The sequence below is a fragment of the Streptomyces sp. NPDC039462 genome (genome assembly GCF_055639375.1).
This window is the reverse complement of record NZ_JBVKAO010000005.1, coordinates 1-26,086: the sequence shown is the minus strand read 5'-3', so window position 1 is coordinate 26,086 and position 26,086 is coordinate 1. Positions and strand designations below refer to the sequence as shown.

At 72.6% G+C, this 26,086-nt stretch carries 22 protein-coding genes and 1 rRNA gene; 7 read left to right on the top strand and 16 right to left on the bottom strand.

Annotation, left to right across the window (positions count from 1 at the left end; translation table 11 throughout):
* Positions 1 to 162: 162 nt before the first annotated feature.
* Positions 163 to 789 (bottom strand): NUDIX domain-containing protein, encoded by a 627-nt coding sequence (locus ACZ7LU_RS25880; protein ID WP_398310191.1) that lies wholly within the window; start codon positions 787 to 789, stop codon positions 163 to 165.
* 86 nt (positions 790 to 875) lie between these two features.
* Entirely contained in the window at positions 876 to 2,570 is a 1,695-nt protein-coding gene (locus ACZ7LU_RS25875; protein ID WP_398310194.1) for a CTP synthase, read from the bottom strand.
* 443 nt (positions 2,571 to 3,013) lie between these two features.
* Between ACZ7LU_RS25875 and ACZ7LU_RS25870 the strand changes: the two genes are divergently transcribed.
* Positions 3,014 to 4,825 (top strand): glycoside hydrolase family 15 protein, encoded by a 1,812-nt coding sequence (locus tag ACZ7LU_RS25870; RefSeq protein WP_362991528.1) that lies wholly within the window; start codon positions 3,014 to 3,016, stop codon positions 4,823 to 4,825.
* Positions 4,826 to 4,830: 5 nt separating this feature from the next.
* On the opposite strand, the gene ACZ7LU_RS25865 is transcribed toward ACZ7LU_RS25870, so the two are convergent.
* Entirely contained in the window at positions 4,831 to 6,351 is a 1,521-nt protein-coding gene (locus ACZ7LU_RS25865) for an APC family permease (RefSeq protein ID WP_471918155.1), read from the bottom strand.
* Positions 6,352 to 6,510: 159 nt separating this feature from the next.
* Here ACZ7LU_RS25865 and ACZ7LU_RS25860 point away from each other — a divergent pair, with 159 nt between their 5' ends.
* Positions 6,511 to 8,154 (top strand): PucR family transcriptional regulator, encoded by a 1,644-nt coding sequence (locus ACZ7LU_RS25860; protein ID WP_398310200.1) that lies wholly within the window; start codon positions 6,511 to 6,513, stop codon positions 8,152 to 8,154.
* Positions 8,155 to 8,190: 36 nt separating this feature from the next.
* Here ACZ7LU_RS25860 and ACZ7LU_RS25855 read toward each other — a convergent pair whose 3' ends face one another.
* From ACZ7LU_RS25855 to recN, 4 genes are all read right to left on the bottom strand, one after another.
* Positions 8,191 to 9,327: a glycosyltransferase family 4 protein gene (locus tag ACZ7LU_RS25855; RefSeq protein WP_468561720.1), complete on the bottom strand. Its 1,137-nt coding sequence runs from the start codon at positions 9,325 to 9,327 to the stop codon at positions 8,191 to 8,193.
* 168 nt (positions 9,328 to 9,495) lie between these two features.
* Positions 9,496 to 10,548, bottom strand: a complete 1,053-nt coding sequence (locus tag ACZ7LU_RS25850; protein WP_471918154.1) for a hypothetical protein — start codon at positions 10,546 to 10,548, stop codon at positions 9,496 to 9,498.
* A gap of 27 nt (positions 10,549 to 10,575) precedes the next feature.
* The gene (locus ACZ7LU_RS25845; RefSeq protein WP_471918153.1) at positions 10,576 to 11,355 is read right to left on the bottom strand and encodes a hypothetical protein; all 780 of its coding nucleotides are present in this window, start codon (positions 11,353 to 11,355) and stop codon (positions 10,576 to 10,578) included.
* A gap of 102 nt (positions 11,356 to 11,457) precedes the next feature.
* Positions 11,458 to 13,185 (bottom strand): DNA repair protein RecN, encoded by a 1,728-nt coding sequence (gene recN, locus ACZ7LU_RS25840; RefSeq protein ID WP_398310281.1) that lies wholly within the window; start codon positions 13,183 to 13,185, stop codon positions 11,458 to 11,460.
* A 202-nt stretch (positions 13,186 to 13,387) separates the two neighbouring features.
* Here recN and ACZ7LU_RS25835 point away from each other — a divergent pair, with 202 nt between their 5' ends.
* A complete protein-coding gene (locus ACZ7LU_RS25835) occupies positions 13,388 to 14,743 on the top strand; it encodes an FtsX-like permease family protein (RefSeq protein WP_471918152.1) in 1,356 nt (451 codons plus the stop codon).
* 119 nt (positions 14,744 to 14,862) lie between these two features.
* On the opposite strand, the gene ACZ7LU_RS25830 is transcribed toward ACZ7LU_RS25835, so the two are convergent.
* The 3 genes from ACZ7LU_RS25830 to ACZ7LU_RS25820 are packed head-to-tail and all read right to left on the bottom strand — an operon-like array spanning position 14,863 to position 16,914.
* Positions 14,863 to 15,768, bottom strand: coding sequence for an NAD kinase (locus ACZ7LU_RS25830; protein WP_468091363.1), 906 nt, complete (start codon positions 15,766 to 15,768; stop codon positions 14,863 to 14,865).
* A gap of 11 nt (positions 15,769 to 15,779) precedes the next feature.
* On the bottom strand, positions 15,780 to 16,595 hold the full coding sequence (locus tag ACZ7LU_RS25825) for a TlyA family RNA methyltransferase (RefSeq protein ID WP_468091365.1): 816 nt from the start codon (positions 16,593 to 16,595) through the stop codon (positions 15,780 to 15,782).
* A gap of 7 nt (positions 16,596 to 16,602) precedes the next feature.
* The gene (locus tag ACZ7LU_RS25820; protein ID WP_470983253.1) at positions 16,603 to 16,914 is read right to left on the bottom strand and encodes a hypothetical protein; all 312 of its coding nucleotides are present in this window, start codon (positions 16,912 to 16,914) and stop codon (positions 16,603 to 16,605) included.
* Between the two features lie 42 nt (positions 16,915 to 16,956).
* Here ACZ7LU_RS25820 and ACZ7LU_RS25815 point away from each other — a divergent pair, with 42 nt between their 5' ends.
* Complete coding sequence (locus ACZ7LU_RS25815; protein WP_468318476.1) at positions 16,957 to 17,304, top strand: alkyl sulfatase C-terminal domain-containing protein; 348 nt, start codon at positions 16,957 to 16,959, stop codon at positions 17,302 to 17,304.
* Here ACZ7LU_RS25815 and ACZ7LU_RS25810 read toward each other — a convergent pair.
* Genes ACZ7LU_RS25810 through ACZ7LU_RS25800 form a run of 3 tightly spaced genes read right to left on the bottom strand, consistent with a single transcriptional unit; the run spans position 17,288 to position 20,252 of the window.
* Positions 17,288 to 18,127: an ABC transporter ATP-binding protein gene (locus ACZ7LU_RS25810; RefSeq protein ID WP_468091403.1), complete on the bottom strand. Its 840-nt coding sequence runs from the start codon at positions 18,125 to 18,127 to the stop codon at positions 17,288 to 17,290. The two genes, ACZ7LU_RS25815 and ACZ7LU_RS25810, sit on opposite strands and share 17 nt — an antisense overlap.
* A gap of 56 nt (positions 18,128 to 18,183) precedes the next feature.
* A complete protein-coding gene (locus ACZ7LU_RS25805; protein WP_471918151.1) occupies positions 18,184 to 19,212 on the bottom strand; it encodes a FecCD family ABC transporter permease in 1,029 nt (342 codons plus the stop codon).
* Positions 19,209 to 20,252 (bottom strand): FecCD family ABC transporter permease, encoded by a 1,044-nt coding sequence (locus ACZ7LU_RS25800; RefSeq protein WP_471918150.1) that lies wholly within the window; start codon positions 20,250 to 20,252, stop codon positions 19,209 to 19,211. Before ACZ7LU_RS25800 ends, ACZ7LU_RS25805 begins: the two co-directional genes overlap by 4 nt.
* A gap of 99 nt (positions 20,253 to 20,351) precedes the next feature.
* Here ACZ7LU_RS25800 and ACZ7LU_RS25795 point away from each other — a divergent pair, with 99 nt between their 5' ends.
* Positions 20,352 to 21,185: a siderophore-interacting protein gene (locus ACZ7LU_RS25795; protein ID WP_471918149.1), complete on the top strand. Its 834-nt coding sequence runs from the start codon at positions 20,352 to 20,354 to the stop codon at positions 21,183 to 21,185.
* Between the two features lie 121 nt (positions 21,186 to 21,306).
* On the opposite strand, the gene ACZ7LU_RS25790 is transcribed toward ACZ7LU_RS25795, so the two are convergent.
* Positions 21,307 to 22,359, bottom strand: coding sequence for an HAD hydrolase-like protein (locus tag ACZ7LU_RS25790; RefSeq protein ID WP_398310240.1), 1,053 nt, complete (start codon positions 22,357 to 22,359; stop codon positions 21,307 to 21,309).
* Positions 22,360 to 22,431: 72 nt separating this feature from the next.
* Here ACZ7LU_RS25790 and ACZ7LU_RS25785 point away from each other — a divergent pair, with 72 nt between their 5' ends.
* On the top strand, positions 22,432 to 23,754 hold the full coding sequence (locus ACZ7LU_RS25785) for a DUF1015 domain-containing protein (protein ID WP_471918148.1): 1,323 nt from the start codon (positions 22,432 to 22,434) through the stop codon (positions 23,752 to 23,754).
* A gap of 72 nt (positions 23,755 to 23,826) precedes the next feature.
* On the opposite strand, the gene ACZ7LU_RS25780 is transcribed toward ACZ7LU_RS25785, so the two are convergent.
* The gene (locus ACZ7LU_RS25780; protein ID WP_471918358.1) at positions 23,827 to 24,627 is read right to left on the bottom strand and encodes a tetratricopeptide repeat protein; all 801 of its coding nucleotides are present in this window, start codon (positions 24,625 to 24,627) and stop codon (positions 23,827 to 23,829) included.
* Between ACZ7LU_RS25780 and ACZ7LU_RS25775 the strand changes: the two genes are divergently transcribed.
* Entirely contained in the window at positions 24,598 to 25,872 is a 1,275-nt protein-coding gene (locus ACZ7LU_RS25775; RefSeq protein ID WP_471918375.1) for a hypothetical protein, read from the top strand. The two genes, ACZ7LU_RS25780 and ACZ7LU_RS25775, sit on opposite strands and share 30 nt — an antisense overlap.
* A 119-nt stretch (positions 25,873 to 25,991) precedes the next feature.
* On the opposite strand, the gene rrf is transcribed toward ACZ7LU_RS25775, so the two are convergent.
* Positions 25,992 to 26,086: ribosomal RNA gene (gene rrf / locus ACZ7LU_RS25770) — 5S ribosomal RNA — on the bottom strand; the annotation flags it as partial.

The window sequence follows — 26,086 nt, the reverse complement described above, 5'->3', positions numbered from 1 at the left end:
GTCCGCCTGCGCACGAGCCCGCCGGGACTCCGGGCGGGACGCTTTCAGAGCCTAGTTCAGGCCCCGCGTCGCTCCCGGTCGCGCAGCACGCACAAGTCACCCGATCGGATCTACAGATCGTCACATCGGAAGCTCCGGACGGCCCTGGGCCTTCCGGAGGGGCTACGCCTCGAAGGGGCGGGCCGGCCACGGCGCCTCGGCCGGGCGCAGCGCGTCGAGGCCGTCGCCGTTGAGGGCCGCGTGCAGCGAGAGGGCACCCACGACCAGGCAGTTGTTGTGCAGCTCGCCGGCGAGCACACCCCGCACCAGCTCCTCGAGGGGGATCCGGGCGAGCTCCATGTCGGCCTCCTCCTCGGAGACCTCGAAGCGCTCGCCCTCGGCCTCGGAGAGCTCCCGGGCGAGGAAGATCCGCACGGCCTCGTCGCAGCCGCCGGGGGTGGTGTAGACGTCGGTGAGGACGCGCCAGTCCTCGGCCTTGACGTGCGCCTCTTCGTACAGCTCGCGCTGGGCGGCGTGCAGCGGGTTCTCGCCGGGGACGTCGAGGAGGCCCGCGGGGATCTCCCAGAGCTTCTGGCGGACCGGGTGGCGGTACTGGCGGATGACCAGGACGCGGCCCTCGCCGTCGAGCGCGAGGACGGCCACCGAGCCGGGGTGGACCTGGTAGTCGCGGCGGACGACGGTGCCGTCGGGCATGACCACGTCGTCGGTGCGCACGGAGGTCTTGTTCCCGACGAAGGGTGTCTCCGTGGCCGTGACCTGCCACTCCTCGGCGGTGTCCTTGATCGTCATGTCGCCCTGTCCTCCCACGTGCAAAAGAAAAAACCGGAGTGTGCGCCTCGTGAGACGCACACCCCGGCAACCGTATCGCTCCGGTGTTACTTGCCCGACTTGCCGCCGGACTTCTGCTCGCGCTGCTGGCGCTCGACGGCGGCCTTCACCAGGCCGGCGAAGAGCGGGTGCGGACGCGTCGGACGCGAGCGCAGCTCCGGGTGCGCCTGGGTGGCGACCAGGTAGGGGTGCACCTCGCGGGGGTACTCGACGTACTCCACGAGCTTGCCGTCCGGGGAGGTGCCGGAGAACTGGATGCCCGCCTTCTTCTCCAGGTCGGCGCGGTAGGAGTTGTTCACCTCGTAGCGGTGGCGGTGGCGCTCCTCCACGTACTCCTTGCCGTCGTACACCTCGCGCGCGATGGAGCCCTCGGCCAGCTTGGCCGGGTACATGCCGAGGCGCATCGTGCCGCCCATGTCGCCCTCACCGGCGACGATGTCGAGCTGCTCCGCCATGGTGGAGATCACCGGGTGGGCGGTGGCGGCGTCGAACTCCGTGGAGTTGGCGTCCGGGATGTCGGCGAGGTTGCGGGCCGCCTCGATGACGATGCACTGCAGGCCGAGGCAGATGCCGAGCAGCGGCACCTTGTTCTCGCGGGCGTACCGGATGGCGCTGACCTTGCCGTCGACGCCGCGCTCGCCGAAGCCGCCGGGGATCAGGATCGCGTCGACGTCGCCGAGCTGCTTCTTGGCGCCCGCCGGGGTCTTGCAGTCGTCGGAGGTGACCCACTTGACCTTGACGCGGGCCTTGTTGGCGAAGCCGCCGGCGCGCATGGCCTCGGTGATCGAGAGGTAGGCGTCGGGCAGGTCGATGTACTTGCCGACCAGGGCGACGGTGACCTCGTGGTTCGGGTTGTGCACCCGGTCCAGGAGGTCGTCCCACTGGGTCCAGTCGACGTCGCGGAACGGCAGGTCGAGCTTGCGCACGACGTACGCGTCGAGGCCCTCGGTGTGGAGCACCTTCGGGATGTCGTAGATCGACTTGGCGTCGATGGCGGCGACCACGGCGGCCTCGTCGACGTCGCACATCAGCGAGATCTTGCGCTTGATCGCGGTGGGCACCTCGCGGTCGGCTCGCAGCACGATCGCGTCCGGCTGGATACCGATGTTGCGCAGGGCGGCCACCGAGTGCTGGGTCGGCTTGGTCTTCAGCTCGCCGGAGGGGCCGATGTAGGGCAGCAGCGAGATGTGCACGACGAAGACGTTGTCCCGGCCGACCTCGTGGCGGACCTGGCGGACGGTCTCCAGGAACGGCAGCGACTCGATGTCGCCGACCGTGCCGCCGACCTCGGTGATGACGACGTCGACGTCGTCGGTCGCCATGCGGCGGATGCGGTGCTTGATCTCGTTGGTGATGTGCGGGATGACCTGGACGGTGTCGCCGAGGTACTCGCCGCGCCGCTCCTTGGCGATCACCTGGGAGTAGACCTGGCCGGTGGTCACGTTCGCCGAGCCGTCGAGGTCGACGTCGAGGAAGCGCTCGTAGTGACCGATGTCGAGGTCGGTCTCCGCGCCGTCGTTGGTGACGAACACCTCACCGTGCTGGAAGGGGTTCATCGTGCCGGGGTCCACGTTCAGATACGGGTCGAGCTTCTGCATCGTGACGCGCAAGCCCCTAGCCTTGAGCAGCGCGCCGAGACTGGACGCCGTCAGACCCTTACCGAGCGAGGAGGCGACACCCCCGGTGACGAAGATGTGCTTGGTCGTCGTGGCTGTGCTGTTTCGGAAAGCAGCGGGCTGCATGGCCAAGAGGGGGCTCCCGTGGTCGCGGTCTGGAGGTGCGTACCGACGTCCTCACCAGGGATTCGGGGAGGCGCCGTCGCTGCGGTTCGGGGGTTCTATGACCACCGGCTCACGGGCTACCAGGGTATCAGCGACGGAACGAGGCTGCTTCCGGCCACGCTCCGCCACCAGGCGCACACAACTTGCTCACCGGACCCGCACGCCCCTACTTTTTCCCGCCCGCACCCGCTCTCACCTGGCGCTCACCCGTTCGGCGCAGCATCGTTGCCGGGAGGGGCGCGCGGATCACCAGGGTGCGTCGTATCCTGCTCAAACACTCGCTGCCGAGCCCCTCCGGCACACGGCATCATCCCGCCTTGCACCCGGAACAAGCGCTCGGCAACGATCACTTGACCCCTGATCTGTAAGCGCCCCGCGGGGCGAACGTGGCCGTTCGACTGGAGATAGACGTGGCCGGGCGCATCGAGGACTACGCACTCATCGGAGACATGCAGACCGCCGCCCTGGTCTGCCGGGACGGCACAGTCGACTGGCTGTGCCTGCCCCGCTTCGACTCCCACGCCGTTTTCGCCGGCCTGTTGGGCACCGAGGAGCACGGCTTCTGGCGCCTCGGGCCCGCATACGGCCCCGACGCGCAGCCCCCCACTGCCGCGCGCCGCACATACCGCGGCGACTCACTGGTGCTGGAATCCGAGTGGGACACGCCACGCGGCACGGTCCGCGTGATCGATTTCATGCCTCCGCGCGGCAGCGACTCGCCGCAGCTGGTGCGGATCGTCGAGGGTGTCACCGGCCGGGTGCCGATGCACTCGGCCCTGCGGATGCGGTTCAGCTACGGCCGCGTGGTCCCCTGGGTACACAAGTTCGACGGGCGTACGGTGGCCGTCGCCGGCCCCGACTCGGTCTGGCTCGACACCACCGCCGAGACCTACGGCAAGGACCTCACCACCTACGCCGACTTCACGGTCTCGCCGGGTGAGCGGATCGCGTTCACCATCTCGTGGCAGCCCTCGCACAAGGAACAGCCCGCGCTCGCGGAGCCCGAGGCGGCGCTCACCGCGACGGAGGACTTCTGGCGGGAGTGGGTCGACCACTGCACGTACCACGGCCCGTACCGCGAGGCCGTGATCCGCTCGCTGATCACGCTCAAGGCGCTGACGTACGCGCCGACCGGCGGCATCGTCGCCGCGCCCACCACCTCGCTGCCCGAGGACGTCGGCGGCTCCCGGAACTGGGACTACCGCTTCACCTGGCTGCGCGACGCCGCGATCACCCTCTCGTCGCTGCTGCGCACGGGCTACCGCGAGGAGGCCCGCGCCTGGCGCGAGTGGCTGCTGCGCGCGGTGGCGGGCGACCCGGAGAACCTGCAGATCATGTACGGCATCGCGGGCGAGCGCGAGCTCGGCGAGACGGAGCTGGACTGGCTGCCGGGGTACGAGGGCTCACAGCCCGTCCGGGCGGGCAACGGCGCGGCGGGCCAGCTGCAGCTCGACGTGTACGGCGAAGTCACCGAGGCCCTCCACCTGGCCCACATGACCGGCCTGACCCGCAACGACTACGCCTCACTCCTCCAGCTCAAGCTGATCCGTTATCTGGAGGACCACTGGGACGAGCCGGACGAGGGCATCTGGGAGGTGCGCGGCCCGCGCCGCCACTTCGTGCACTCCAAGGTGATGGCGTGGGTCGCCGTGGACCGCACCATCAAGCTCATCGAGTCCGGTGACGCGGACGGCCCGCTGGAGAAGTGGCGCGAGCTGCGCGACGACATCCACCGGGACGTCTGCGAGAAGGGCTACGACAAGGAGCGGAACACCTTCACGCAGTCGTACGGCTCGAAGGAGCTGGACGCCTCGCTGCTGCTGATTCCGCAGATGGGCTTCCTGCCGCCCGACGACAAGCGGGTCATCGGCACGATCGAGGCGATCCAGCGGGAGCTGTCGACGCCGGACGGCTTCATCCTGCGCTACCCGACGGCCGGCGACGACGAGGGCGTGGACGGCCTCGAGGGCGACGAGGGGGCGTTCCTGGCCTGTTCGTTCTGGATGGCCGACGACCTCGCGATGATCGGCCGGGTCGACGAGGCCCGCAAGCTCTTCGAGAAGCTCCTCGCGCTCCGCAACGACCTGGGGCTCCTCGCCGAGGAGTGGGACTCCAAGCTGCAGCGCCAGGTCGGCAACTTCCCGCAGGCGTTCAGCCACGTGCCGCTGATCGACACGGCACTGCGGCTGACGGCCTCGGGGGCTTACGGCGGCTAGGGCCGTCAGCTCCTGCTCCGGACGGCGACGGGCCGCTGCCCGTCGCCGTCCGTGCGTTCGGCCGCGTCCTCCAGGACGATGCGGCCGATGATCTCGTAGCGCCGCGGGTGCCTGACCCGCAGGTACAGGCCGAGCCCGAGGCCCCCGAGGAAGACCAGGCCGACGATCCAGGGGATGGCCTCGAACAGGAGCGAGCCGGCCGCCGGGCCCGCCGCGGTGTCCATGTTGATCACCAGCAGGACGACGACGGCGATCATGCCGAGGCCGCCCAGGAGCGGCGCGAGGAACGTCCTGAACCAGTGCCGGTCCTCGGGGTGGTTGCGCCGGAAGTAGCCGATCACCGCGAAGGAACAGAGCGTCTGGACGATGAGGATCGCCATCGTGCCGAGGATCGCGAGCAGCGTGTACAGGTGGATGTACGGGTCCTGTCCGGTGAGCCAGAAGGCGGCCACGAGGGCGACGGCGATGACGGACTGGACGTACGAGGCGATGTACGGCGAGCCGTGCGCGGGGTGGGTCCGGCCGAGCGCTGGGTGCAGGAAGCCCTCCCGGCCGATCGCGTAGAGATAGCGCGACGCGCACTGGTGGAAGGCCATGCCGCAGGCGAACGAGCCCGTGATGAGCAGCCACTGGAAGGTGTCGACCGCCCAGGCGCCGATGAAGCGGTGCGCCGGGTCGAAGAACAGGTCGAGCGGTCCTGCCGACCGGGAGACCTCGACGGAGCCGCTCAGGCCGTTGCCCGCGATCGTCATCCAGGAGACGTAGATGTAGAAGAGGCCGACGCCGACGACGGAGACGAGGGTGGCGCGCGGGATGACGCGTTTGGGGTCGCGGGACTCCTCGCCGTACATCGCGGTCGACTCGAAGCCGACCCACGACCAGAAGGCGAAGAACAGGCCGAGCCCGGCGGAGGTGCCGGTGAAGGCGTTCCGCGGGTCGACCGGCTCGACGGGGATGCCGTCGGGGCCCCCGCCGTGCACCAGGACGGCCGTGGCCACCGCGAAGAGGACGGCGATCTCCGCGACGAGCATCACGCCGAGCGCCTTCGCGGTGAGGTTGATGTCGAAGTACGACAGGACCGCGGTCGCCGCGAGCATCACGGCCGCATACAGCACCCACGGCAGGTCGACGCCCAGCTGGTCGAGGACGGTGGTTTGCGCGAAGTACGCGAAGACGCCCACGATGGACGCCACGAAGACGATGTAGGCGAGGACGGCGAGCATCCCCGACGCCATGCCGGCGATGCGGCCGAGACCGTGCGAGATGTAGCCGTAGAAGGCGCCCGCGGCGGTGATCCGCTTGGCCATGGCGACGTATCCGACGGAGAAGACCGTCAGGACGAGCGTCGCGAAGAGGTAGCCGGCGGGGGCTCCGGTGCCGTTGCCCGCGCCGACGGCTATCGGGAGGTTGCCGGTCATCGCCGTGATGGGCGCCGCGGTGGCGACCGCCATGAAGACGACGCCGACGACCCCGACGGAGTTCGCTTTGAGACGGTGGACCTCGGGTGTGCTGGGTTGCTCTGGCATGGCGGGCACCCTGCCGTCGCGTGACGTACGCCACAACCGGCAGAGGGTCGCGTAATTGCCGCGCGGGCACGACGAGTTGTCGGGCCGCGAGGTGCGGCGGCCTGCGCCGTGATCAACCGGAGATGTGCCGCGGACGGGCGCGGCGGTAGCGTCCGCGCCATGGACAGTCAGGGCACTCAGGGCGGCATCACCGTGCAGCGCGCGCTGGAACTTCCGGGGTTGCGCGGTGGGCTCCCCGAGGTCGTCGCGGGCGCGGAGCGGCTGCAGCGGACGGTGCGGTGGGTGCATGCGGGCGAGGTGCCCAACATCGCCTCGCTGCTCAAGGGCGGCGAGCTGTTGCTCACCACGGGGCTCGGGCTCGGCGCCCGCCCGGCCGAGCAGCGCTCCTTCGTGCGCAAGCTCGCCGAACGGGGCATCGCGGCGCTCGTCGTCGAGCTGGGGCCGCGCTTCACCCGGCTGCCCGCGGCGATCGTGGAGACGGCGCGGGCCGCCGGCCTGCCGCTGGTGCAGCTGCACCGCGAGGTGCCGTTCGTGACGGTCACCGAAGAGGTGCACACCGAGATCGTCAACGGCCATTACGCGCTGTTGCAGCGGGCCGAGGAGGTCCACCGGCGCTGCACGGAGGCGCTGCTCGGCGGGGGCGGCATACCGCAGGTCCTCGCCGTCCTCGCGGAGTTCAGCGGCAACCCGGTGTTCCTGGAGACGGCGGACGGCCAGCTCCTGTACGCCGCCGGGGCGGGCACCGAGTGCGCGGATCCGCTCCAGGTGTGGGAGGGGCTGCGGGGCCGTCCCGTCGACCGGGAAGGGCCGCCCGCGAGCGCGGTCATCGTGGATGTGCCGGGCGGCGGCCCGGGTGGCGGTTCGGTGCGGGCCCGGCTCGTGCTGCTCGCCGTGGAGTCGGCGCCGCTGCCGGTGCACCGCATCGCCGCGGAGCGTGCGGCGGGCAGCCTCGCGGTGGTGCTGATGCAGGCCCGTCAGGAGGAGGAGCTGGCGGCGCGCGGGCGCGGTGACTTCCTCACCGATCTCGCGGAGGGGCGGATCGCCGCCGAGGACGCCCCGGCGCAGGCACGGGTCCTCGGTTTCAAGCCGGTCTCGGCGGGCAGCCCGCTCCTGCCGGTGGTGATGCGGCTCGCGGACGGGCTGCCGACCGGTGGCGGCTGGGCGGTGCTCGCCCGGGCGGTCGCGGAGGAGCTGGCGTCGGTGGGGGTGCCCGCGCTGCTCGGGGTGCGGCCCGTCGAGGGCCGTGTGCCGGTGCTGCTCGGTCTGCGGTCGGAGTCCGAACGGACCGCGGTGGCCGACCGGGTCGCCGCCGCGCTGCGGGCCGGTGTCGAGCGGGCCGGGATGCAGCGGCCCGGGGCGCAGCCGCCGGTCGTGGTGGTCGGGGTCGCGGGCGGCTGGGCGGCGGCGTCGGCGGGGCTGCGGCACGCGGCGGAGACGGCGACGGCCGCGCAGGGCCTGTCCGACCGCCCTTGGTACGACGCGCGGCGGCTCGACATCGACCTGCTCCTGTGGCGGCTGCACCGGCATGACGAGGACGGGGTCCTCGCGGCGTTCGTGGACCGGGCGATCGGCCCGCTGCGCGCCCATGACGAGCGTTCGAAGCCGCCGCTGCTGCCGACGCTCCAGACGTATCTGGCGCACGCGGGCCGCAAGGCGGAGACCGCCCGCGAGCTGCACCTGAACCGTCAGACCCTCTACAACCGGCTCGCCCGGATCAGCGAACTCCTTGGCACCGATCTCGACGATCCGCAGACGGTGCTCGCGCTGAGCCTGGCGCTGCGGGCCCGCAGACACGTGGCGTGACCGCCGCCCGAGCCGTGCCGGGCCAGCCGTACGCGCTCAGCTGTACGGCAGGGGCTGGGTCAACTCGTCGTAGACGCTGAGGACTTGGGTGACCGTGTCGTCCTCGGTCGGCCAGGTGGCGGCCTGGGCCGCGCCCCGGTCCGTCAGCTCCGCCCGGCGGACCGGGTCGGCGAGGAGGCGTACGACCGCGGTGGCGAGGGCTTCCGCGTCGCCGTACGCGACGAGTTCCGCGGCGTCGCCGACCAGTTCGGGCACGCCGCCGACCGCGGTCGCCACGAGCGGCACGCGCGCGTGGAGGGCTTCCTGGGCGAGCACGGAGCGCGACTCCCAACTGCTGTGCAGCACCGCGAGGTCGGCGGCCGCGAGGAGTTCGGGGACGTCGTCGCGCCGTCCGAGGAGGCGGGCCGGGAGCTGCTCGTCCTCGATGCGGCGCTGCAGAGCGGTCCGTTCGGGCCCCTCCCCCGCGACCACGAGGAGCGGCAGCGGGTCCAGGTGCCGCCACGCGCGCGTGGCGTCCAGGAGTACGTCGTACCCATGGTTCTGTTCGAGGGCGCCGACGGCCAGTATCAACGGGCGGTCCACGGCGCCGAGTTCGGCGCGGGCCTTGTGGAGCAGGCCGTCGGGCTCCTCCGCCGGGTCGGGGCGGCGCGGCGCGGGCAGTGCGATGGGCGCGAGGCGGGCGTCGCGCGCGCCCCTGCTGCGGGCCCGGTCGACGAGGTCGGAGGAGGCCCCGAGGACGACGGCCGCGGCCTTCGCGACCCGCCGCTCCAGGAGGCGCAGGAGGCGGGCGCGCGCCCCCTCGGCGTGTGCGCGGGTGTGCCAGGTGACGACGAGCGGGGTGCGGCGCCCGGTGAGGGCGACGGCGGCGCGGAGGGCGGCGTGCAGTCCGTGCGCGTGGACGAGGTCGGCGTCGGCGCAGGCCGCGCGGAGGGCGGCCACGGCGGCGGGGTCGCCGCTGCGGGGCACGGGGACGTGCCGGGCGCCGGTGCCCGTGAGGTCGTAGGCGCGGGCGGCCTCTTCGGGGGCGCACACGGTGACCCGCACGCCCCTGGCGGCGAGTCCCGCGGCCAGTGACCTGACGTGCGCACTGCTGCCCGCGCTGCCTCCGCCGAGAACTTGAACGGTGTGCAGCGGCGTCTGTCCGTGCGGCGAGTGGCTGCTCACGTGGCTCACGTGGCCGGGGCTCCTGGGTCTGCGTCGGGCGGTGCTCGGACTGGTACTCGGGCAGATGCTGCGCCAAGGATGCCAGTCCGTACGGGCGTTCCGGCACTGCCGAAAGGTCACTTCAGCATTTGGACGGGCAACTCCGCGGACGGGATCACCCACATGGGTGATGGCTGTTCAGAACGGAGAGCCGTAGGGGTGGTCCAGGAACCGGTCGTGGATCTCGCGCAGCCACGGCTCACGGACGGCGGGCAGTCGCGCCAGCGTATCGAGGAACACCCACCGGTCGGGGGTGAACAGCCGCAAGGGGTACGGCGGCAGCGGATCGTCGCGGAAGACCCCCTCGGGCATGCCGCCCGTCACGGGAACGGGCAGCTGGACGCGGGGAAAGGCCATGGACAGCCACACGTCGGCTTCGAGCGGCACGGCGGCTGCGGCGCCGGGCGGCTGCCACGCCTCGCCCGTCCGCGGGTGCCGCGGCACCACGGCGATGTCCGCGGCGGCCGGGGGCAGGCCTGGCCCGGCGAGGACCGCCCGCTTCCGCGTGGGCCCCGGCGGGAACAGCATGTCGAGCGCGCGGCCGAAGGTGTCCGCCATGACGCCCTCGGGAAGAGCCACTCTGGCACCCGCCGAGACCGCGAGGAGATGGGCGAGCGCCGCCCCGACGGCCGCCTCCCACCGCGCGCTCCAGCCCCCGTTCGACTCGATCGGCGCCGCGCTTTGATACTCCCGCGCCAGCGCCGCCCAGTCGGCCATCCCCTGCTCGGGGCCTTCGTCAGGGACGCGTCGGACGGCCCCCGGCACGAACCACACCACCTGCCAGTACGAGCAGTCGTCGACGCGGGTCGCCACCGCGCTGCCGCAGTGCGCGCAGGCGAGGTTGGGGCCGCTCCGTCCGTCGAGGCCGATGCAGTACCCGTCGCACCGCTCGGGGATCAGGACGGTGCCCCGGGTGTCCCCCGGCGCGACGACGACGGCGCCCGGCTCCCCGAAGGACAGAGCGGAGACGGGCGCGAAGACGCCGCGCGCCGCCGCCTCCTCGGCCCGGATCTCGCGCCACGGCCGCCAGGGCGGCCCGGACGGCTCCGGATCGACGGCGTACGTCCCCGACTCCATGAGCGCGGGCAGCAGGTCGTGCCCGTACGTCTGACGGGCACGCACGGGAAGCGCGACCCGCTCGACGGGCCGGGTCAGCACGGCATCACACCGCCCACACACGAACACACCCATCGGCCCTCCCCTGACCCCGCCCCTCACTCAGCCGAGGCCCACCCTCGCCACCCGGCTCACCTCATCCCCGCACACCACCGCAGCCACCACCGCCGCAGCATGCAGCACCAGACCCACACGCCCATTACCCGCGACAACAGCGACCCCCAGGGCCGCACCCAACGCATGCGCGCCGGCGTCGCCGATCATCGCGCGCTCACCGATGTCGTCGGGGAGCACGGCTGCCGCGGCGCCCATGGACGCGGCAGCGACGACCGCGCCCGGTCCCTTGCGGAGCAGCCCCGGTGCCCCCAGTGCCAGCACGGTCGCGCAGGCCCGCCCCGGGCGTACGTCGACGAGGTTCACGAAGTGCGCGGCCCCGGCGATCACCACGCCCGCGAGGAGCTTGTCCACGGGACGTTCCTTGAGCAGCGCCCCGGCGGCGAGCCCCGCCGCCGAGATGCCGAACAGCTTCACGGCACCGCTGGTGACCTCGCCGCTCCGCAGCGCCCCGAGGTGCGCCCGGAACCCGCGGCGCGGGTCACCCGCTCCCACCATGTCGTCGTACGCCCCACAGGCACCGGCCGCGAGCACGGCCAGGGCGGCGGCCGCCCGCGGACCGGCGGGCAGCACGGCGGCACCGGCCGCGGCGCCGACGGCGGCAGCGGGCCCGGCGTACAACTCGACGTTCTTTCCCGCGTAGTTCCGCCGCGTCCACCGGGCGGCCCCGCCGGGCGCGCGCGATCGCAGCGCGGCGGTCGCGGCACGGGTGACACCGGCAGCGGCGAGCAGCGCACCGAGCCGCCGGCCGGACGTGGATTTGATCATGCGATCACCCTACGTCCGCCCGCTCAGGGACCCGGGGCCGGTCCGGCGGGTCATGCCCTGGGTCGCGGGCTCTGCCACTCAACCCGTCCCGCCGGACACGCCCTAGCCGTCCCCCCTGGCCGTGGCGAGCAGTTCCTCCGCGTGGGCCCGGGCCGTCTCCGAGTCCTCCTGGCCCGCCAGCATCCGTGACAGCTCACGCACCCGGGCCTCGCCCTCCAGGACCTGGACTCCGGAGCGGGTCACCATCCCGTCGTTCGTCTTCTCGACGAGCAGCTGGCGGTCGGCGAAGGCCGCGACCTGCGGGAGGTGCGTGACGACCACGACCTGCGCCGACTTGGCGAGGCGTGCCAGGCGCCGGCCGATCTCGACCGCTGCCTTGCCGCCCACACCCGCGTCGACCTCGTCGAAGAGGTACGTGGGGACCGGGTCCGTGCCCGCGAAGACCACCTCGACGGCGAGCATCACGCGCGACAGCTCACCGCCCGACGCGCCCTTGGCGATGGGCCGGGGCGGCGCGCCCGGGTGCGGGGCGAGGAGCAGCTCGACCTCGTCGACGCCCGCGGGACCGTACGCAACCGTGCGGCCGCCGACCTCCACGCCGTCGGACCCCTCGGGCACCTCCGTGCTGCTGATGGCGATCGACACGCGCGCGTGGGGCATCGCCAGCGAGGCGAGCTCCTCGGTGACGGCCGCGGCGAACCGCGACGCCGCCTCCTGCCGCGCGTCGGTCAACGCCTGGGCGAGCCCGGCGAGTTCGGCACGCAGCGCGTCCCGTTCGGCGATCAGCTCCTCCAGCCGGTCGTCGTCACCCTCCAGTTCGGTGAGGCGCGCCGCACCCTCCTCCGCCCAGGCCAGCACGGCGTCGATGTCCGCGCCGTACTTCCGGGTGAGCTGCGTCAGCGCGGCCCTGCGCTCCTCGACGGCCGAGAGCCGCAGCGGGTCGGCGTCCAGGTCGTCGGCGTATCCGGCGAGTTCGCCCGCCACGTCGCCCAGCAGGATGCCGATCTCGCCGAGGCGGTCGGCGAGGGCGGACAGGGCGGGGTCGTGGGAGCGCACGGCTTCGAGGGCCCGGGAGGCGCCCGCGACCAGCGCCGTGGCGTCGATGCCCTCGGGGTCCTCGGGGTTGCCCGCGAGCGCGGCGTGCGCGGCGGTGGCGGCGGAGGCGAGGGCCTCCGCGTGGCCGAGCCGCTCGGCCTCGGCCGCGAGTTCGACGTCCTCGCCCGCGCGCGGCTCGACCCCCGCGATCTCGTCGAGTCCGAAGCGGAGCAGATCCGCTTCCTGGGCGCGCTCCCGCGCGCGCGTGGTGATCTCCTCGACCTCGGCGGTGACGGCCCGCAGCCTGCGGTAGGCGGCCGTGTACTTGGCGAGCGGCACGGAGACCGCGTCGCCCGCGTACCGGTCGAGGGCGCCGCGCTGCCGGGCGGGCTTGAGCAGACCCTGCTGATCGGTCTGGCCGTGCACGGCGACGAGGTCGTCGGCGAGTTCGGCGAGCAGACCGACCGGCACCGAGCGCCCCCCGAGGTGCGCCCGCGAGCGCCCCTCCGCCGAGACGGTCCGGCTGATCAGCAGCGCCCCGTCGTCGAGTTCGGCCCCGGCCTCCTCGGCGCGCACGACCGCCGCGGCGTCGGCGGGCACAGCGATGCGCCCCTCCACCACCGCCGACTTCGCGCCGATCCGCACCAGGGCGGGATCCGCGCGACCGCCGAGCAGCAGGCCAAGGCTGGTGACCACCATCGTCTTGCCCGCACCGGTCTCACCCGTCACGGCGGTGAAGCCCGGCGACAGCTCGACGACCGCGTCGTCGATGACTCCGAGCGACCGTATCCGCATCTCCTCCAACACGGACACGACCTTACGAGGTCTGAGGCCCGGTGTGCGACGGGCCCTGGCCTCCGGCCGCGAAGGCGCAGGTCGAAACGGCGCATCCGCGGCCGCTGTCACCCGCTGGAGTGGAGGGGTGGGGTTATCCCCAGCAAGATCCACCGGCTCACCGCATGGCTCCGGGCCCGGGCCCGCGGAGACCATGATCCACATGGCAACAGGACTGGCACAGGCGGCGCTGCGCGCGCACCGCCCGGCATTTGTGGGCACGGCAGTGGCCGCGCTCTTCGCGGCGACCGTGGTGAGCGCGTCGACGATGATGCTCGGCACGACGAGCACCGACCGCCCCGGGCTCTCCGCGGCGGCCCGCAAGCAGATCACGGAGAACGGCGTGGGCGACATGGCCGTCGTCCTCCTGATCGGCTCCATCTACATGTCGATTTTTGTGGTCGTCTCGACGATGGGCACGGCCGTCGCGCAGCAGCACCGCGAGCTCGCGCTGGTGCGTTCCATCGGCGCCAGGCCCCGCCAGGTCCGCCGGGCGGTGGCCGTCCAGGCCCTCGCCGCGTCGGTCCCCGCCGCGCTCGCCGGCTTCGTGCTCGGCGGCTTCGCGGCCCGGTGGTGGCACGCCGGCATGGTCGACCACGGGCTGCTGCCCGCCGAGGCAGGCTTCCGCTTCAGCTGGCTCGCGCTGCCGGTGTGCGTCGGCGTGGCCGTGGTGACGACGACCGTCGCCGCGCTCCTGTCCGCGCTGCGGTTCTCGCTGCTCCGCCCGGCCCGCGCCCTGAGCGAGGCCGCCACGGGCCGCCGCGGGCTCGGCGTCCTGCGGGCGCCGCTCGGCGTGCTGGCGGTGGCGGGAGCCTGCTTCGTCTCCGTACTCCTGTCGGAGCAGCCCGCGGACGAGGCGAGCGAGGGCGCCTTCCTCGTCCTCATCCTCTTCTGCGCCGGCGCCGGACTGCTCGGCCCGCGCCTGATCGGCCCCGCGGCCTGGCTGGTCTCGGCGGCCGTCGGCCGGTTCGGCCCCAGCGCGCGCCTGGCCATGCTCAACGTCCGCTCGCAGCCCCGCCGCTTCTCCGCCGCGGTCGTCCCCCTCGTCCTCGTCGTGGGCTTCGGCCTCACCAAGATCGGCATGCACACCACGGCCCAGCACCACACCGGCTCCGCAGGGAGTGCGGGCGAGGTCTGGCTCGACTACGTGGGCACGGGCCTGTACGCGGGCTTCGCCGCCATCGCCGCGGCGAACACCCTCGCCATGATCTCGTTCGAGCGCCGCCGCGACGTGGCGCTGCTGCGGGTCGTCGGCAGCCGGCGGGGACAGGTGGGCGCCATGGCGGCCTGGGAGGCGCTGGTGGTCGCCGGGACGGCGCTGCTGCTCGGCGGCGCGATCGCGCTCGGCACGCTGGCCCCGATCCTCAGCACGGCCTTCGGCTCGGCGCTGCCGTACCTGCCGTGGCCCGTACCGCTGGGCTTGGCGGCGGGCACGCTGCTCCTCACGCTGCTGGCGACGGGTGTTCCGGTCCAGGCGGCAGTACGGAGGCGCGCGATCTCCGAGCTCAGCGCGACGTGAAGCCCCGGGCCGAAGGCATCAGGGGCGCGGGGAACTGCGCGACCAGCCACAAGCAACCAGCACACCGCGCAACCCCCGAACCACCCCCGACGGAGCGACACCGCCCACCCGGCGGAGCGTCAGTGGGGCGCCCCGCGCCACCCGGACACAGGCAACGCGAACTTGGCGACCAGCCGATCCGTGAACGACGCATGGTGCAGCCGAGCAAGCCGCACCGGCACCTCCCCCCTCCGCACCTCCACCCGCGCCCCGGAGGGCAGTTCCAGCGTCCGGCGCCCGTCGCACCACAGCACGCCGTGCGGTGTGTCCGGCTGCACCTCGACGGCGAGCACGGAGTCCGGCGAGGTCACCAGGGGCTTGGCGAACAGGGCGTGCGCGCTGATCGGGACCATGAGCAGCGCCTCGACCTCCGGCCACACCACGGGCCCGCCGGCGGAGAACGCGTACGCCGTCGACCCGGTCGGCGTCGCGCAGACGATGCCGTCGCAGCCGAAGCCGGTGACGGGCCGCCCGTCGATCTCCAGGACGACCTCGAGCATCCGCTCGGGCGACACCTTCTGCACGGCGGCCTCGTTCAGCGCCCAGTCGCGGTGCACGACGTCGCCGTTGCGGTGCACGACGACGTCGATCGTCATGCGCTCCTCGACCTCGTACGCCCGCGTGACCACCCGGTCGACGACCTTGTCGAGGTCGTCCCGCTCGGCCTCAGCGAGGAAGCCCACGCGCCCGAGGTTCACCCCGAGCATCGGCACCCCGGACGCCCGGGCGAACTCGGCGCCCCGCAGCAGTGTCCCGTCACCGCCGAGGACGACGATCAGCTCGCAGTCGTCGATGCACTCGGCGGTGGCCTCCTCGACCGTCTGGACCTCGTCCGGCAGTGTCAGGTCCACGGCCTCCGCGTCCAGGACGCGCACGCCGATGCCGCTGCGCAGCAGCCCCTGTACGACGAGCTCGGCGCTGCGGATGGCCGCGGGCCGTCCGGTGTGCGCGAGCAGGAAGACGGTACGAGCTCGGGTCTGGGTCACTCGGGTCTGGGTCAACGGGGCCCCTCCGCCACGGCACGGTCAACGTCCGCCGGGTCCAGCTCATCGGCCCCGGCGCGCAGCCACAGAAAGTACTCGACGTTCCCGGAGGGTCCCGGCAGCGGGCTCGCGGTCACGCCGCGCACCCCGAGACCGAGCCCCCACGCCTGCCGTGCCACCCCGCGCACGGCGTCGGCCCGCAGTTCGGCGCTGCGCACCACTCCGCCGCTGCCGAGCCGCTCCTTGCCCACCTCGAACTGCGGCTTGACCATCAGGACGAGGTCCGCGTCGGGCGCAGCGCACCGCACGAGGGCGGGCAGCACGAGGCCGAGCGGGATGAAGGAGAGGTCTCCGACGACCACGTCGACGGGGGTGCCGTCGATGGCTTCGAGGGTCAACTCGCGTACGTTCGTACGGTCCTTCACGGTGACCCGGTCGTCGCTCTGCAGCGACCACGCGAGCTGGCCGTAGCCGACGTCGACGGCCACGACGTGCGCGGCGCCGGCGCGCAGCAGCACGTCGGTGAAGCCGCCGGTGGAGGCGCCCGCGTCCAGCGCGCGCCGTCCCTCGACGACGAGCCCCTGCGGCGCGAAGGCGGCGAGGGCGCCCGCGAGCTTGTGCCCGCCGCGCGATACGTAGTCGGGGTCGCTGTCGTCCTGCGAGACCACGATCGCGGCGGCCGTCTCGACCTGGGTCGCCGCCTTGGTCGCGACGGTCTTGCCGACCGCGACCCGGCCTGCGGCGATCAGCTGGCTCGCGTGCTCGCGCGAGCGCGCGAGCTTCCTGCGGACGAGCTCGGCGTCGAGGCGGCGTCGTGCCACTCCTGCCACGTTCGGTTCAGCTCCTGTCGTACGAAGGTGATGAGGGCGCCCCGACGGGTGCCGGTGGGCCGGGGCGCGCGTCCAGTGCGGTCAGCGCGTCGCGCAGGCCCCGGTGTACATCCTCGTACACCTCGATGTGGCCGTCCGTGGCGAGGTGGTCGGCGTCACCGAGCCGGGCGAGAGAGGCGTCCACCTCGGCGTCGCCGGTGGGCGTGCGCTCGACGCCGAGGGGCGCGGGGGCGGCGGGGTCGTACGACGGCTCGTCCGGAACCTGAGGCTCCGGCCGCACCGCCTCCCCTTCTTCGGGGCCCGCGTGTGAGTCGCTCATGGCATGACGCTACCTCGTGGGCCCGGTGTACGGTCGATCACGATGGCGACCATGGCGGAGTGCCGTACCGCACTCGACAGACTCTCGGACACGCTCGCGTCCGCCGACGGCGACGTGCGCGGTGCCGCTGCCCTGAACCGCTCGCTGAGCTGCCACATCACCGACCTCGACGCCACCTTCACCGGCCGGCTCGAGAACGGCCGGATCGCGGTGCTCGACGACCACCCGGGCCCGCCGCGCGAGAAGGCGGAGATCCGTCTCGCGATGACGGGCGACGACCTGGTGTCGATGGTGGGCGGCGAGCTCAACTTCGCGAAGGCCTGGGCCTCCGGCCGGGTCAGGCTGGAGGCGGGCTTCCGGGACCTGCTGAAGCTCAGGTCGCTGCTGTAGCCGGGGCCCGCCGTCCGGTGCGGGCGGCGGGGATCACCAGCGGCGTCCCCGTCTCCGGGTCGTCGATGACCCGGCACTGGATCCCGAAGGCCTGCTCCACCAGCTCCGCCGTGACGATCTCGGACGGCGGTCCCTCGGCGAGCACCGCGCCGTCGCGCAGCGCGATGAGGTGCGTGGCGTAGCGGGCGGCGTGGTTGAGGTCGTGCAGGACGGCGACGAGCGTGCGGCCCTGCTCCTCGTGGAGCTCGGCGCAGAGGTCGAGGACGTCGAGCTGGTGCTGGATGTCGAGGAAGGTCGTCGGCTCGTCGAGGAGCAGCAGCGGGGTCTGCTGGGCGAGCGCCATGGCGATCCAGACGCGCTGGCGCTGACCGCCGGAGAGCTCGTCGACGTAGCGCTCGGCGAGTTCGCGCACACCGGTCGACGCCATCGACTCGTCGACGATCCGCTCGTCCTCCTCCGACCACTGCCGCAGCAGCCCCTGGTGGGGGTAGCGGCCGCGGGCGACGAGGTCGCCGACCGTGATGCCGTCGGGCGCGATGGACGACTGCGGCAGCAGGCCGAGCGTCTTGGCGACCTTCTTCGCCGGCATCGACTGGATGACGTTCCCGTCGAGCAGCACCCGGCCCGCGGACGGCTTGAGCATCCGGGACAGGGCGCGCAGCAGCGTGGACTTGCCGCAGGCGTTGGGGCCCACGATCACGGTGAAGGAGTTGTCGGGGATCTCGACGGACAGCTTCGACGCGATGACGCGCTGGTCATAGCCGAGGGTGACGTCGTCGGCGACGAGCCGGTTCACAGCAGCACGCTCCTGCTTCTGGTTCATGGGCTGGTTCGAGTGCTTGGACTTCGCGGGATGCGCGGCGGGTTCCGGGCTGGACTTCATATGCGTCCCGCCTTGCGCTGGGTGACGAGCAGCCAGAGCAGGTAGACGCCGCCGAGCACGCCGGTGACGACGCCGACGGGCAGCTGGTCCGCGCCGAAGGCCCGCTGCGAGGCCCAGTCCGCGACGATCAGGAGCGTGGCGCCCATGAACATGGCGGGCATGAGGTTGGGGCCCGGCGAGCGCGTGAGCCGGCGCGCCAGCTGCGGCGCGGTGAGCGCGACGAAGCTGACCGGTCCCGCGGCGGCGGTGGCGGCCGCGGTGAGCAGCACGGAGGCGGTCAGCAGGACGAGGCGGGTGCGTTCGACGCGTACGCCGAGGGAGTTGGCGACGTCGTCGCCCATCTCCAGCATCCGCAGCGGACGCCCGTACACGAGCACGAGCGGTACGAGGACGGCGCAGAGCACGAGCAGCGGCCACACCTGCTCCCAGTCGCGGCCGTTGAGGGAGCCGGTCATCCAGACCACGGAACGGGCGGCGTCGACGAAGTCGGCCTTGGTGAGCAGATAGCCGTTGATGGCCGTGATGAACGCGGAGACGCCGATGCCGACGAGGACGAGGCGGTAGCCGTGCACACCGCGCTTCCAGGCGAGCAGATAGATGGCGAGGCCGGTGACGAGACCGCCGACGAGCGCACCGCCCGCGACCTCGGCCGCGCTGCCCTGGAACAGGACGATCATGGTGAGTGCCCCGGCGGTCGAGCCCTGGCCGAGGCCGAGCACGTCGGGGCTGCCCAGCGGATTGCGGGCGATGGACTGGAAGAGCGCGCCGCCGAGCCCGAGGGCCGCGCCCACCAGGAGCCCGACCAGGACCCGCGGCAGCCGCAGGTCGTGGATGATGAACTCCTGCCCTGCGTCGCCGTCGCCGAGCAGGGTGCGGATGACGTCGGCAGCCGGGATGGGGAAGTCACCGGTGCCGATCAGGACGACGCTCGCGGCGAGCGCGGCGACCACGAGGAGGGTGACGACCACGGCCGTGCGGACGTCGAGCCGGACGGAGAGGCCGCCCCTGGTGCGTATCGCCTTCACAGCTGGGCCACCTTCCGACGGCGTACGAGGAAGATGAAGACCGGCGCGCCGATGACCGCGGTCACGATGCCCACCTGGAGCTCCGAGGGCCGCGTTACGACGCGCCCGACGACGTCCGCGCCGAGCAGCAGGACCGGCGAGAGCACGGCCGCGTACGGCAGGATCCAGCGCATGTCGGGCCCGGTGAAGGAGCGCACGATGTGCGGCACCATCAGGCCGACGAACACGATCGGTCCGCAGGCGGCGGTCGCGGCTCCGCACAGCAGGGTCGCCGCCGCCATGGCCAGGATGCGCGTACGGGTGAGGTGGGCGCCGAGCGCGCGGGCGGTGTCGTCGCCCATGGCCATGGCGTTCAGCGGCCGGGCCAGACCGAGGGCGAGCACCGTGCCGATCGCGAGGAAGGGCAGCACCTGCTCGATGGTGTTCATGTTGGCGGAGGCGAGGGAGCCGACCGTCCAGAAGCGCATCTTGTTGAGCGCGGCGCCGTCCATGATCATGACGGCTTGCAGATAGCCGTAGAGCGCCGCGCTGAGCGCGGTCCCGGCCAGCGCGAGCCGCACCGGGGTCGCTCCGCGCGAGCCGCCGAGGAGGTAGAGCAGGACGCCGACGAGCAGCGCGCCCACGAACGCGAACCACACGTAGCCGCTCAGCGAGGTGACGCCGAAGAAGCTGATCGCGCTGACGACCGCCGCCGAGGCGCCGAGGTTGATGCCGAGCAGTCCGGGGTCGGCCAGCGGGTTCCGGGTGAGCGCCTGCAGGACGGCGCCGGAGAGGCCGAGTGCGACTCCGGCGAGGACCCCGAGGAGGCTGCGCGCGAGCCGCTCACCGACCACGACGTCCGCGTACGTCCCCGTGTCGTGGAACAGCCCGTGCCAGACCTGGTCCATGGACAGCGACTTGGCGCCGACCGCGACGCTCGTCAGGAAGACGAGCAGCAGGACGGCCAGTGAGACGAGCAGCCCGACGCTGCGTATCGCCCGGCGTTCGGGGGGCGCGGGGGCGGTCTCCGCGCGGCTTCCAGGGGGACTGTCGACCAACACCGGGTTAGGTTAGCCTACCCTCGCACTCGACTTCGAAGAGACTCCGACGAGAGAAGCACCACCCATGCACGCAGCCCGGCGCTCCCCGAGGCCCCAGCGATGACCGACTCCCCGTACCGGTACTTCGACGTCCAGGTGCTGCGCACCGAGCAGGTCACCCCCGCCATGATCAGGGTGGCCTTCGGCGGCGCCGATCTCTCCGGCATGGCGGCGGGCGGCCCCGACCAGCGCATCAAGATCTTCCTGCCGCACCCCGGCCAGGACAGCCCGGTGATGCCGGACACCGGCTCCGGAGACACCTCCGAGTGGTACGCCGCGTGGTGCGCCCTCGACCCCTCGGTGCGCGGCATCATGCGCACGTACACGACCCGGCAACTGCGCCGCGACCCGGACGAGCTGATCGTCGACTTCGCCGTCCACGACCCGGTGCCCTCGCCCGCCGACGGGCCGGCGACCAGCTGGGCGCGGGCCGCGCGCCCCGGCGACCGCATCGGCGTCCTCGGCCCGGTCGAGGAGGAGAACGCGGCGTACGACTTCCGCCTGCCCGAGGACACCGACTGGCTGCTCCTCGCCGCGGACGAGTCGGCGCTGCCCGCCGTCGCGAACATCCTCGAGAAGCTCCCGCCGGGCCTGCCGACCCGCGTCTGGATCGAGGTCCACGACCTCGCCGACCGCCAGGACCTGCCGACCGAGGCCGACGCGGAGATCCACTGGCTCACCAGGGAGGGCGCCACCACGGCCGCGATCCGCGGAGCGGACCTCCCCGAAGGCACCCCCTACGCATGGATCGCCGGCGAGTCCGCGACCGTCAAGGCCGTCCGCCGCCACCTCGTCGGGGAACGCGGCTTCGACCGCAAGAAGGTGTCGTTCTCGGGCTACTGGCGCAAGGGCACGACGACGGACCAGCTCATCGACAGCGGCGAAAGCGCCTGACGCCGAACCGTCGCACCGGTACCGCGCCCGCCAGGACCCTCCTCCTGAGCGGGCGCTTTCCGGACCGCGGGGCGCGGGAACACAACTCCCGGCGGGGGCTACTCTCTCCGCCCCCCGGAACTCACAGCCCCAGCCGGGACAGCGCCTTCCCCGCGTCCAGCTCGCACACGCCGTCGCCGGCCTGCGTCCAGGCCGCCGCGCACAGCGCCCGCAGCCCGTCCATGGCCTCACCCTCGCCGTCCAGCGCCAGCTCCTCACCGCGCACCGAAGCGGTCCACCCTCCGCAGCCGAAACCGCCCTCCACCGGGGTGACTTCGGGCTGGCCGGTGAGCATTCCGCGCAGATCCGCGTCCACGTACGTCGGCCGGTGCTCGGGCCGCGCGGCCAGCAGCTGCGCGCCGTCCGTGACACCTGTCAGCACGAGCAGCGAATCCACCTCTCCGTTGAACGCGCCCTCGATGTCCGTGTCCAGCCGGTCACCCACGACCAGCGGCCGCTCGGCGCCCGTCCGCAGGATCGTCTCCCGGTGCATCGGCGGCAGCGGCTTGCCCGCGACCTGCGGCTCGGCGCCCGTCGCGATCCGGACGACCTCGACCGCCGCGCCGTTGCCGGGCGCGATACCGCGGGCGCTCGGGATCGTCAGGTCCGTGTTCGAAGCGAACCACGGCACCCCGCGCGCGATCGCGTAACAGGCCTCCGCGAAGCGTCCCCACGCCAGGTCCGGCCCCCCGTACCCCTGCACGACCGCCACCGGATCGTCGTCGGCCGACTCGACGGGCTCAAGGCCCCGCTCGCGCAGCGCGACCCGCAGCCCCTCACCGCCGATCACCAGCACCCGCGCCCCCTCGGGCACCTGCTCGCTCACCAGGCGGGCCGCCGCCTGCGCCGACGTGATGACGTCCGAGCCGTCGGTGGCGATGCCCAGCTCCGTCAGGTGCTCCGCCACCGCGTCCGGAGTGCGCAGCGCGTTGTTCGTCACATACGCGAGGTGCATGCCGCCGTCGCGGGCCGTGCCCAGCGACTCGACCGCGTGCACGATGGCCCGGCCGCCCGCGTACACCACCCCGTCCAGATCGAGCAGAGCCGTGTCATAGACCTCACTCAGCGCCCGACCGCTGCCCTCCGGCCGTGTCCTCGCGCCCTTGTCGGCACTGCGGCCCGCGGTCTGGCTCATTACGCATCGCTCCTCGCTCGATCCCACTCCCCCGATCATCGCTCATGCCACTGACACACATACGATGCCCTAATGAACACAGCGGGTCACACCGACGACAGCGGCCTCGACCTGGTCCCGTTCCGGGGCGTGCGCTACGTCCCCGAACGGGTCGGCAGTCTCGCCGCGGTGACCTCACCGCCGTACGACGTGGTCGTACGCCCGGACGGCCTGCTGCACCTGGAGTCCGCCGACCCGCACAACATCGTCCGGCTGATCCTCCCCCAGGCCACCACCCCGGCCGCCCGCAACCAACAGGCCGCGGACACCCTCCACACCTGGCTCGCCGAGGGCATCCTCGCCCCCGACACCGAGCCCAGCCTGTACGTCTACGAACAGCGCGACAGCGACATCCTGCAGCGCGGCATCATCGGCGCGCTCCGCCTGTCGCAGGCCGAGGACGGAGTCGTCCTGCCGCACGAGGGCGTGATGCCCCATGTCGTCGAGGACCGCGCCGCCCTGATGCGGGCCACCTCCGCCAACCTGGAGCCGCTGCTCCTGACCTACCGCAGCGACAGCCAAGGCCACAGCGACATCGATGACGAGTACGCGCCCGGGCAGCCCGAGCCCGGCGGCGCGATGGCCGTCATCGAACGGACCGCCCAGCGCGAGCCTCTCCTGTCGACCACTACGGAGGACGGCTTCCACCACCGCCTGTGGTCCGTCACGGACCCCGCGGAGATCGCCGAGATCCAGTCGGACCTCTCCCACCACCAGGCCCTGATCGCGGACGGCCACCACCGCTGGGCGACCAATCTGCGGCTCCGCGCGGAGCACCCGTCACCGAGCGCCTGGGACTACGGCCTCGTCCTTCTGGTGGACACCGCCCGCTACCCCCTGCGAGTCCGTGCCATCCACCGCTACCTCCACCGGCTGCCGGTGGCCGACGCCCTCCAGGCCCTCGGTGACTCCTTCCGCATACGCACGGTCGAGGGCTCGCTCGACCACGCCCTCGAAGCCCTCGCGGAGGCCGCGGCGAAGAGCAACGCCTTCGTCCTGGCAGGCGACGGGGCCTTCCACCTCGTGGACCACCCGTCCCCGGACCTCCTCGCCCGGACGATCCCGGACGACCGCCCGGAGGCCTGGCGCACCCTGGACGCCACGGTCCTGCACTCGACTCTGCTCGACCACGTGTGGCAGATCCCCGACACCCCCGAACACATCGCGTACATCCATGACACGGCGGCGACGGTCGAGAAGGCGGAACGCGACGGCGGCACCGCGGTCCTGATGCACCCGGTCCGCGAAGAGGTGGTCCGCGAACTGGCCCGGCAGGGCGTCACGATGCCCCGCAAGTCGACGTCCTTCGGCCCGAAGCCGGCGACGGGCCTGGTCCTGCGCGACCTCTCGTTCTGACCCCCGGATACACAAAAGGGCGGACCCCCTTCAGGGGGCCCGCCCTTTTCTGCTTACTGCCTACTGCCTGTGTCAGTCCTTGTCGCGCTCGTCGCGCTCGTCGCGGTCACCGTCGTCGAGGCTGTCGCCGTCGTCGAGAGTGTCGGTGTCGTCGAGGCTGTCGTCGGCGACCGACTCGGCGGCGTCTTCGTCATCGCCCAGGGCGTCCACGAACTCGACACCGTCCAGCTCGGCGAGCCGGTCGGAGGCGTCGGTGCTGCCGTCCTTGTCGGACTCGATGACCTTCGCGAACCACTCCCGCGCCTCGTCCTCGCGCCCGGCCGACAGCAGCGCGTCGGCGTACGCGTACCGCAGCCGCGCAGTCCAGGGCTGCACGGAGTTCGACGCCAGCTCGGGGCTCTGCAGGGTCACGATGGCCGCGTCGATCTGGTCCATGTCGCGGCGGGCTCCGGCGGCGACGAGCCGCATCTCGACCTGCCCCGCCTTGTCGAGCTTGTGCACCTCGGGCGCACCCGCCATCTCCAGGGCCTTCTCGGGCCGGCCGAGTCCGCGCTCGCAGTCCGCCATGACGGGCCACAGCTCGACGCTGCCGGTCATCCGCCGGGCGGCCCGGAACTCGGCGAGCGCCTCGCTGTACTTCTGGTTCGCGTACGCGGCGAAGCCGGCGGCCTCGCGCACGGCGGCGACCCTGGAGGCAAGGCGCAGGGCGATCCGCGAGTAGGCGTAGGCCTGCTCGGGGTCCTCGTCGATGAGCTTGGCGACCATCACCAGGTTCTTGGCGACGTCCTCGGCAAGCCCCTTGGGAAGGCTCTGCAGCTCCTGCTGTACGTCCTTGTCGATCTCGTGGCCCGTGACGTCCTCGGGGATCGGCAGGCGCCTGATCGGCTCGCGGTCACGGTCCCGGTCGTCGCGCCCACCACGGTATCCACCGCGGTCGCCGTCACGCCGGTCGTCGCGCCCACGGAACCCACCGGGGCGTCCGCCGCGGTCGTCACGGCGCGGTCCACGCCCACGGTCGTCGCGGCCGCGGTCGTCGCGCCCGCGGAAGCCACCGCCACCACGGTTGTCGTCACGCCCGCCACGGTATCCACCGCGGTCACCGTCACGCCGGTCGTCGCGGCGGTCGTACGGCCGGTCGTCACGGCGCGGCGCGCTGCTCGGCCGCTCGTCGCGACGGAAGCCACCACGGTCGCCACCGCGGTCGTTGTCACGACGGTCATCACGGCGGTCGTCGCGGCGGAAGGCGGGACGGTCGCCGTCACGGCGGTCGTCCCGGCCGCGGAAGCCGCCACGGTCACGGTCGTCACGACGCGGGCCGCTGCTGGGCCGGTCGTCACGGCGGAAGCCACCACGGTCGCCGCCGCGGTCGTTGTCACGACGGTCATCACGCCCGCGGAAGCCACCACCACGGTTGTCATCGCGACGGAAGCCGCCGCGGTCCCCGCGGTCATTGTCCCGACGGTCATCACGACGATCGTCCCTGCGATCATCGCGACGGAAAGCAGGCCGGTCACCATCGCGCCGGTCGTCACGGCCCCGGAAACCACCACGGTCGCCACCGCGGTCGTTGTCACGACGGTCGTCACGCCCGCGGAAGCCACCACCACGGTTGTCGTCGCGACGGAAGCCGCCACGGTCCCCACGGTCATTGTCCCGACGGTCATCACGACGATCGTCCCTGCGATCATCGCGACGGTCATCGCGGCGGAAAGCGGGACGGTCACCATCGCGGCGGTCGTCGCGGCGGAAGGCGGGACGGTCACCGTCGCGGCGGTCGTCCCGGCCCCGGAAGCCACCACGGTCACGGTCGTCACGGCGCGGCCCGCTACTGCTCGGCCGCTCGTCACGACGGAACGGGGGGCGTCCACCGCGGTCCCGGTCACTCTCGCGACGGTCACCGCGGTTGTCGTCGCGACCCCGGTAGCCACCGCCGCGGTTGTCACCACGGCTGTCGCCCCGGTTGCCGTCGCGGCGGTCGTCACGGCCACGGAAGCCACCGCGGTCGCCACGGTCGTTGTCACGACGGGGAGCCCCGCGGTATCCGCCCCGGTCACCACCGTCCCGGCTGCGCTGCTCGCGCTCCGGTCGCTCGTCGGGAGAGTTGGGGGACATCGGTGACTCCTAGTCTTCGGTACCGCAGTCATTCTCGCGCAGCCTGTGGGCCGGCGCGCTTCGACAAAAACAAAAGGACCCTTGGTCCCAGCGTGGACGCTGGGACCAAGGGTCCTCCAAAAATTGTTCGGCGGCGTCCTACTCTCCCACAGGGTCCCCCCTGCAGTACCATCGGCGCTATGAGGCTTAGCTTCCGGGTTCGGAATGTAACCGGGCGTTT

Coding starts and splice junctions, on each gene's coding strand:
- ACZ7LU_RS25880 (WP_398310191.1), bottom strand. CDS start 789: ATGACGATCAAGGACACCGCCGAGGAGTGGCAGGTCACGGCCACGGAG.
- ACZ7LU_RS25810 (WP_468091403.1), bottom strand. CDS start 18,127: ATGAACCAGAAGCAGGAGCGTGCTGCTGTGAACCGGCTCGTCGCCGAC.
- ACZ7LU_RS25785 (WP_471918148.1), top strand. CDS start 22,432: ATGAACACAGCGGGTCACACCGACGACAGCGGCCTCGACCTGGTCCCG.
- ACZ7LU_RS25865 (WP_471918155.1), bottom strand. CDS start 6,351: ATGCCAGAGCAACCCAGCACACCCGAGGTCCACCGTCTCAAAGCGAAC.
- ACZ7LU_RS25790 (WP_398310240.1), bottom strand. CDS start 22,359: ATGAGCCAGACCGCGGGCCGCAGTGCCGACAAGGGCGCGAGGACACGG.
- ACZ7LU_RS25875 (WP_398310194.1), bottom strand. CDS start 2,570: ATGCAGCCCGCTGCTTTCCGAAACAGCACAGCCACGACGACCAAGCAC.
- recN (WP_398310281.1), bottom strand. CDS start 13,185: ATGCGGATACGGTCGCTCGGAGTCATCGACGACGCGGTCGTCGAGCTG.
- ACZ7LU_RS25835 (WP_471918152.1), top strand. CDS start 13,388: ATGGCAACAGGACTGGCACAGGCGGCGCTGCGCGCGCACCGCCCGGCA.
- ACZ7LU_RS25845 (WP_471918153.1), bottom strand. CDS start 11,355: ATGATCAAATCCACGTCCGGCCGGCGGCTCGGTGCGCTGCTCGCCGCT.
- ACZ7LU_RS25850 (WP_471918154.1), bottom strand. CDS start 10,548: ATGGGTGTGTTCGTGTGTGGGCGGTGTGATGCCGTGCTGACCCGGCCC.
- ACZ7LU_RS25820 (WP_470983253.1), bottom strand. CDS start 16,914: ATGAGCGACTCACACGCGGGCCCCGAAGAAGGGGAGGCGGTGCGGCCG.
- ACZ7LU_RS25795 (WP_471918149.1), top strand. CDS start 20,352: ATGACCGACTCCCCGTACCGGTACTTCGACGTCCAGGTGCTGCGCACC.
- ACZ7LU_RS25860 (WP_398310200.1), top strand. CDS start 6,511: ATGGACAGTCAGGGCACTCAGGGCGGCATCACCGTGCAGCGCGCGCTG.
- ACZ7LU_RS25815 (WP_468318476.1), top strand. CDS start 16,957: ATGGCGACCATGGCGGAGTGCCGTACCGCACTCGACAGACTCTCGGAC.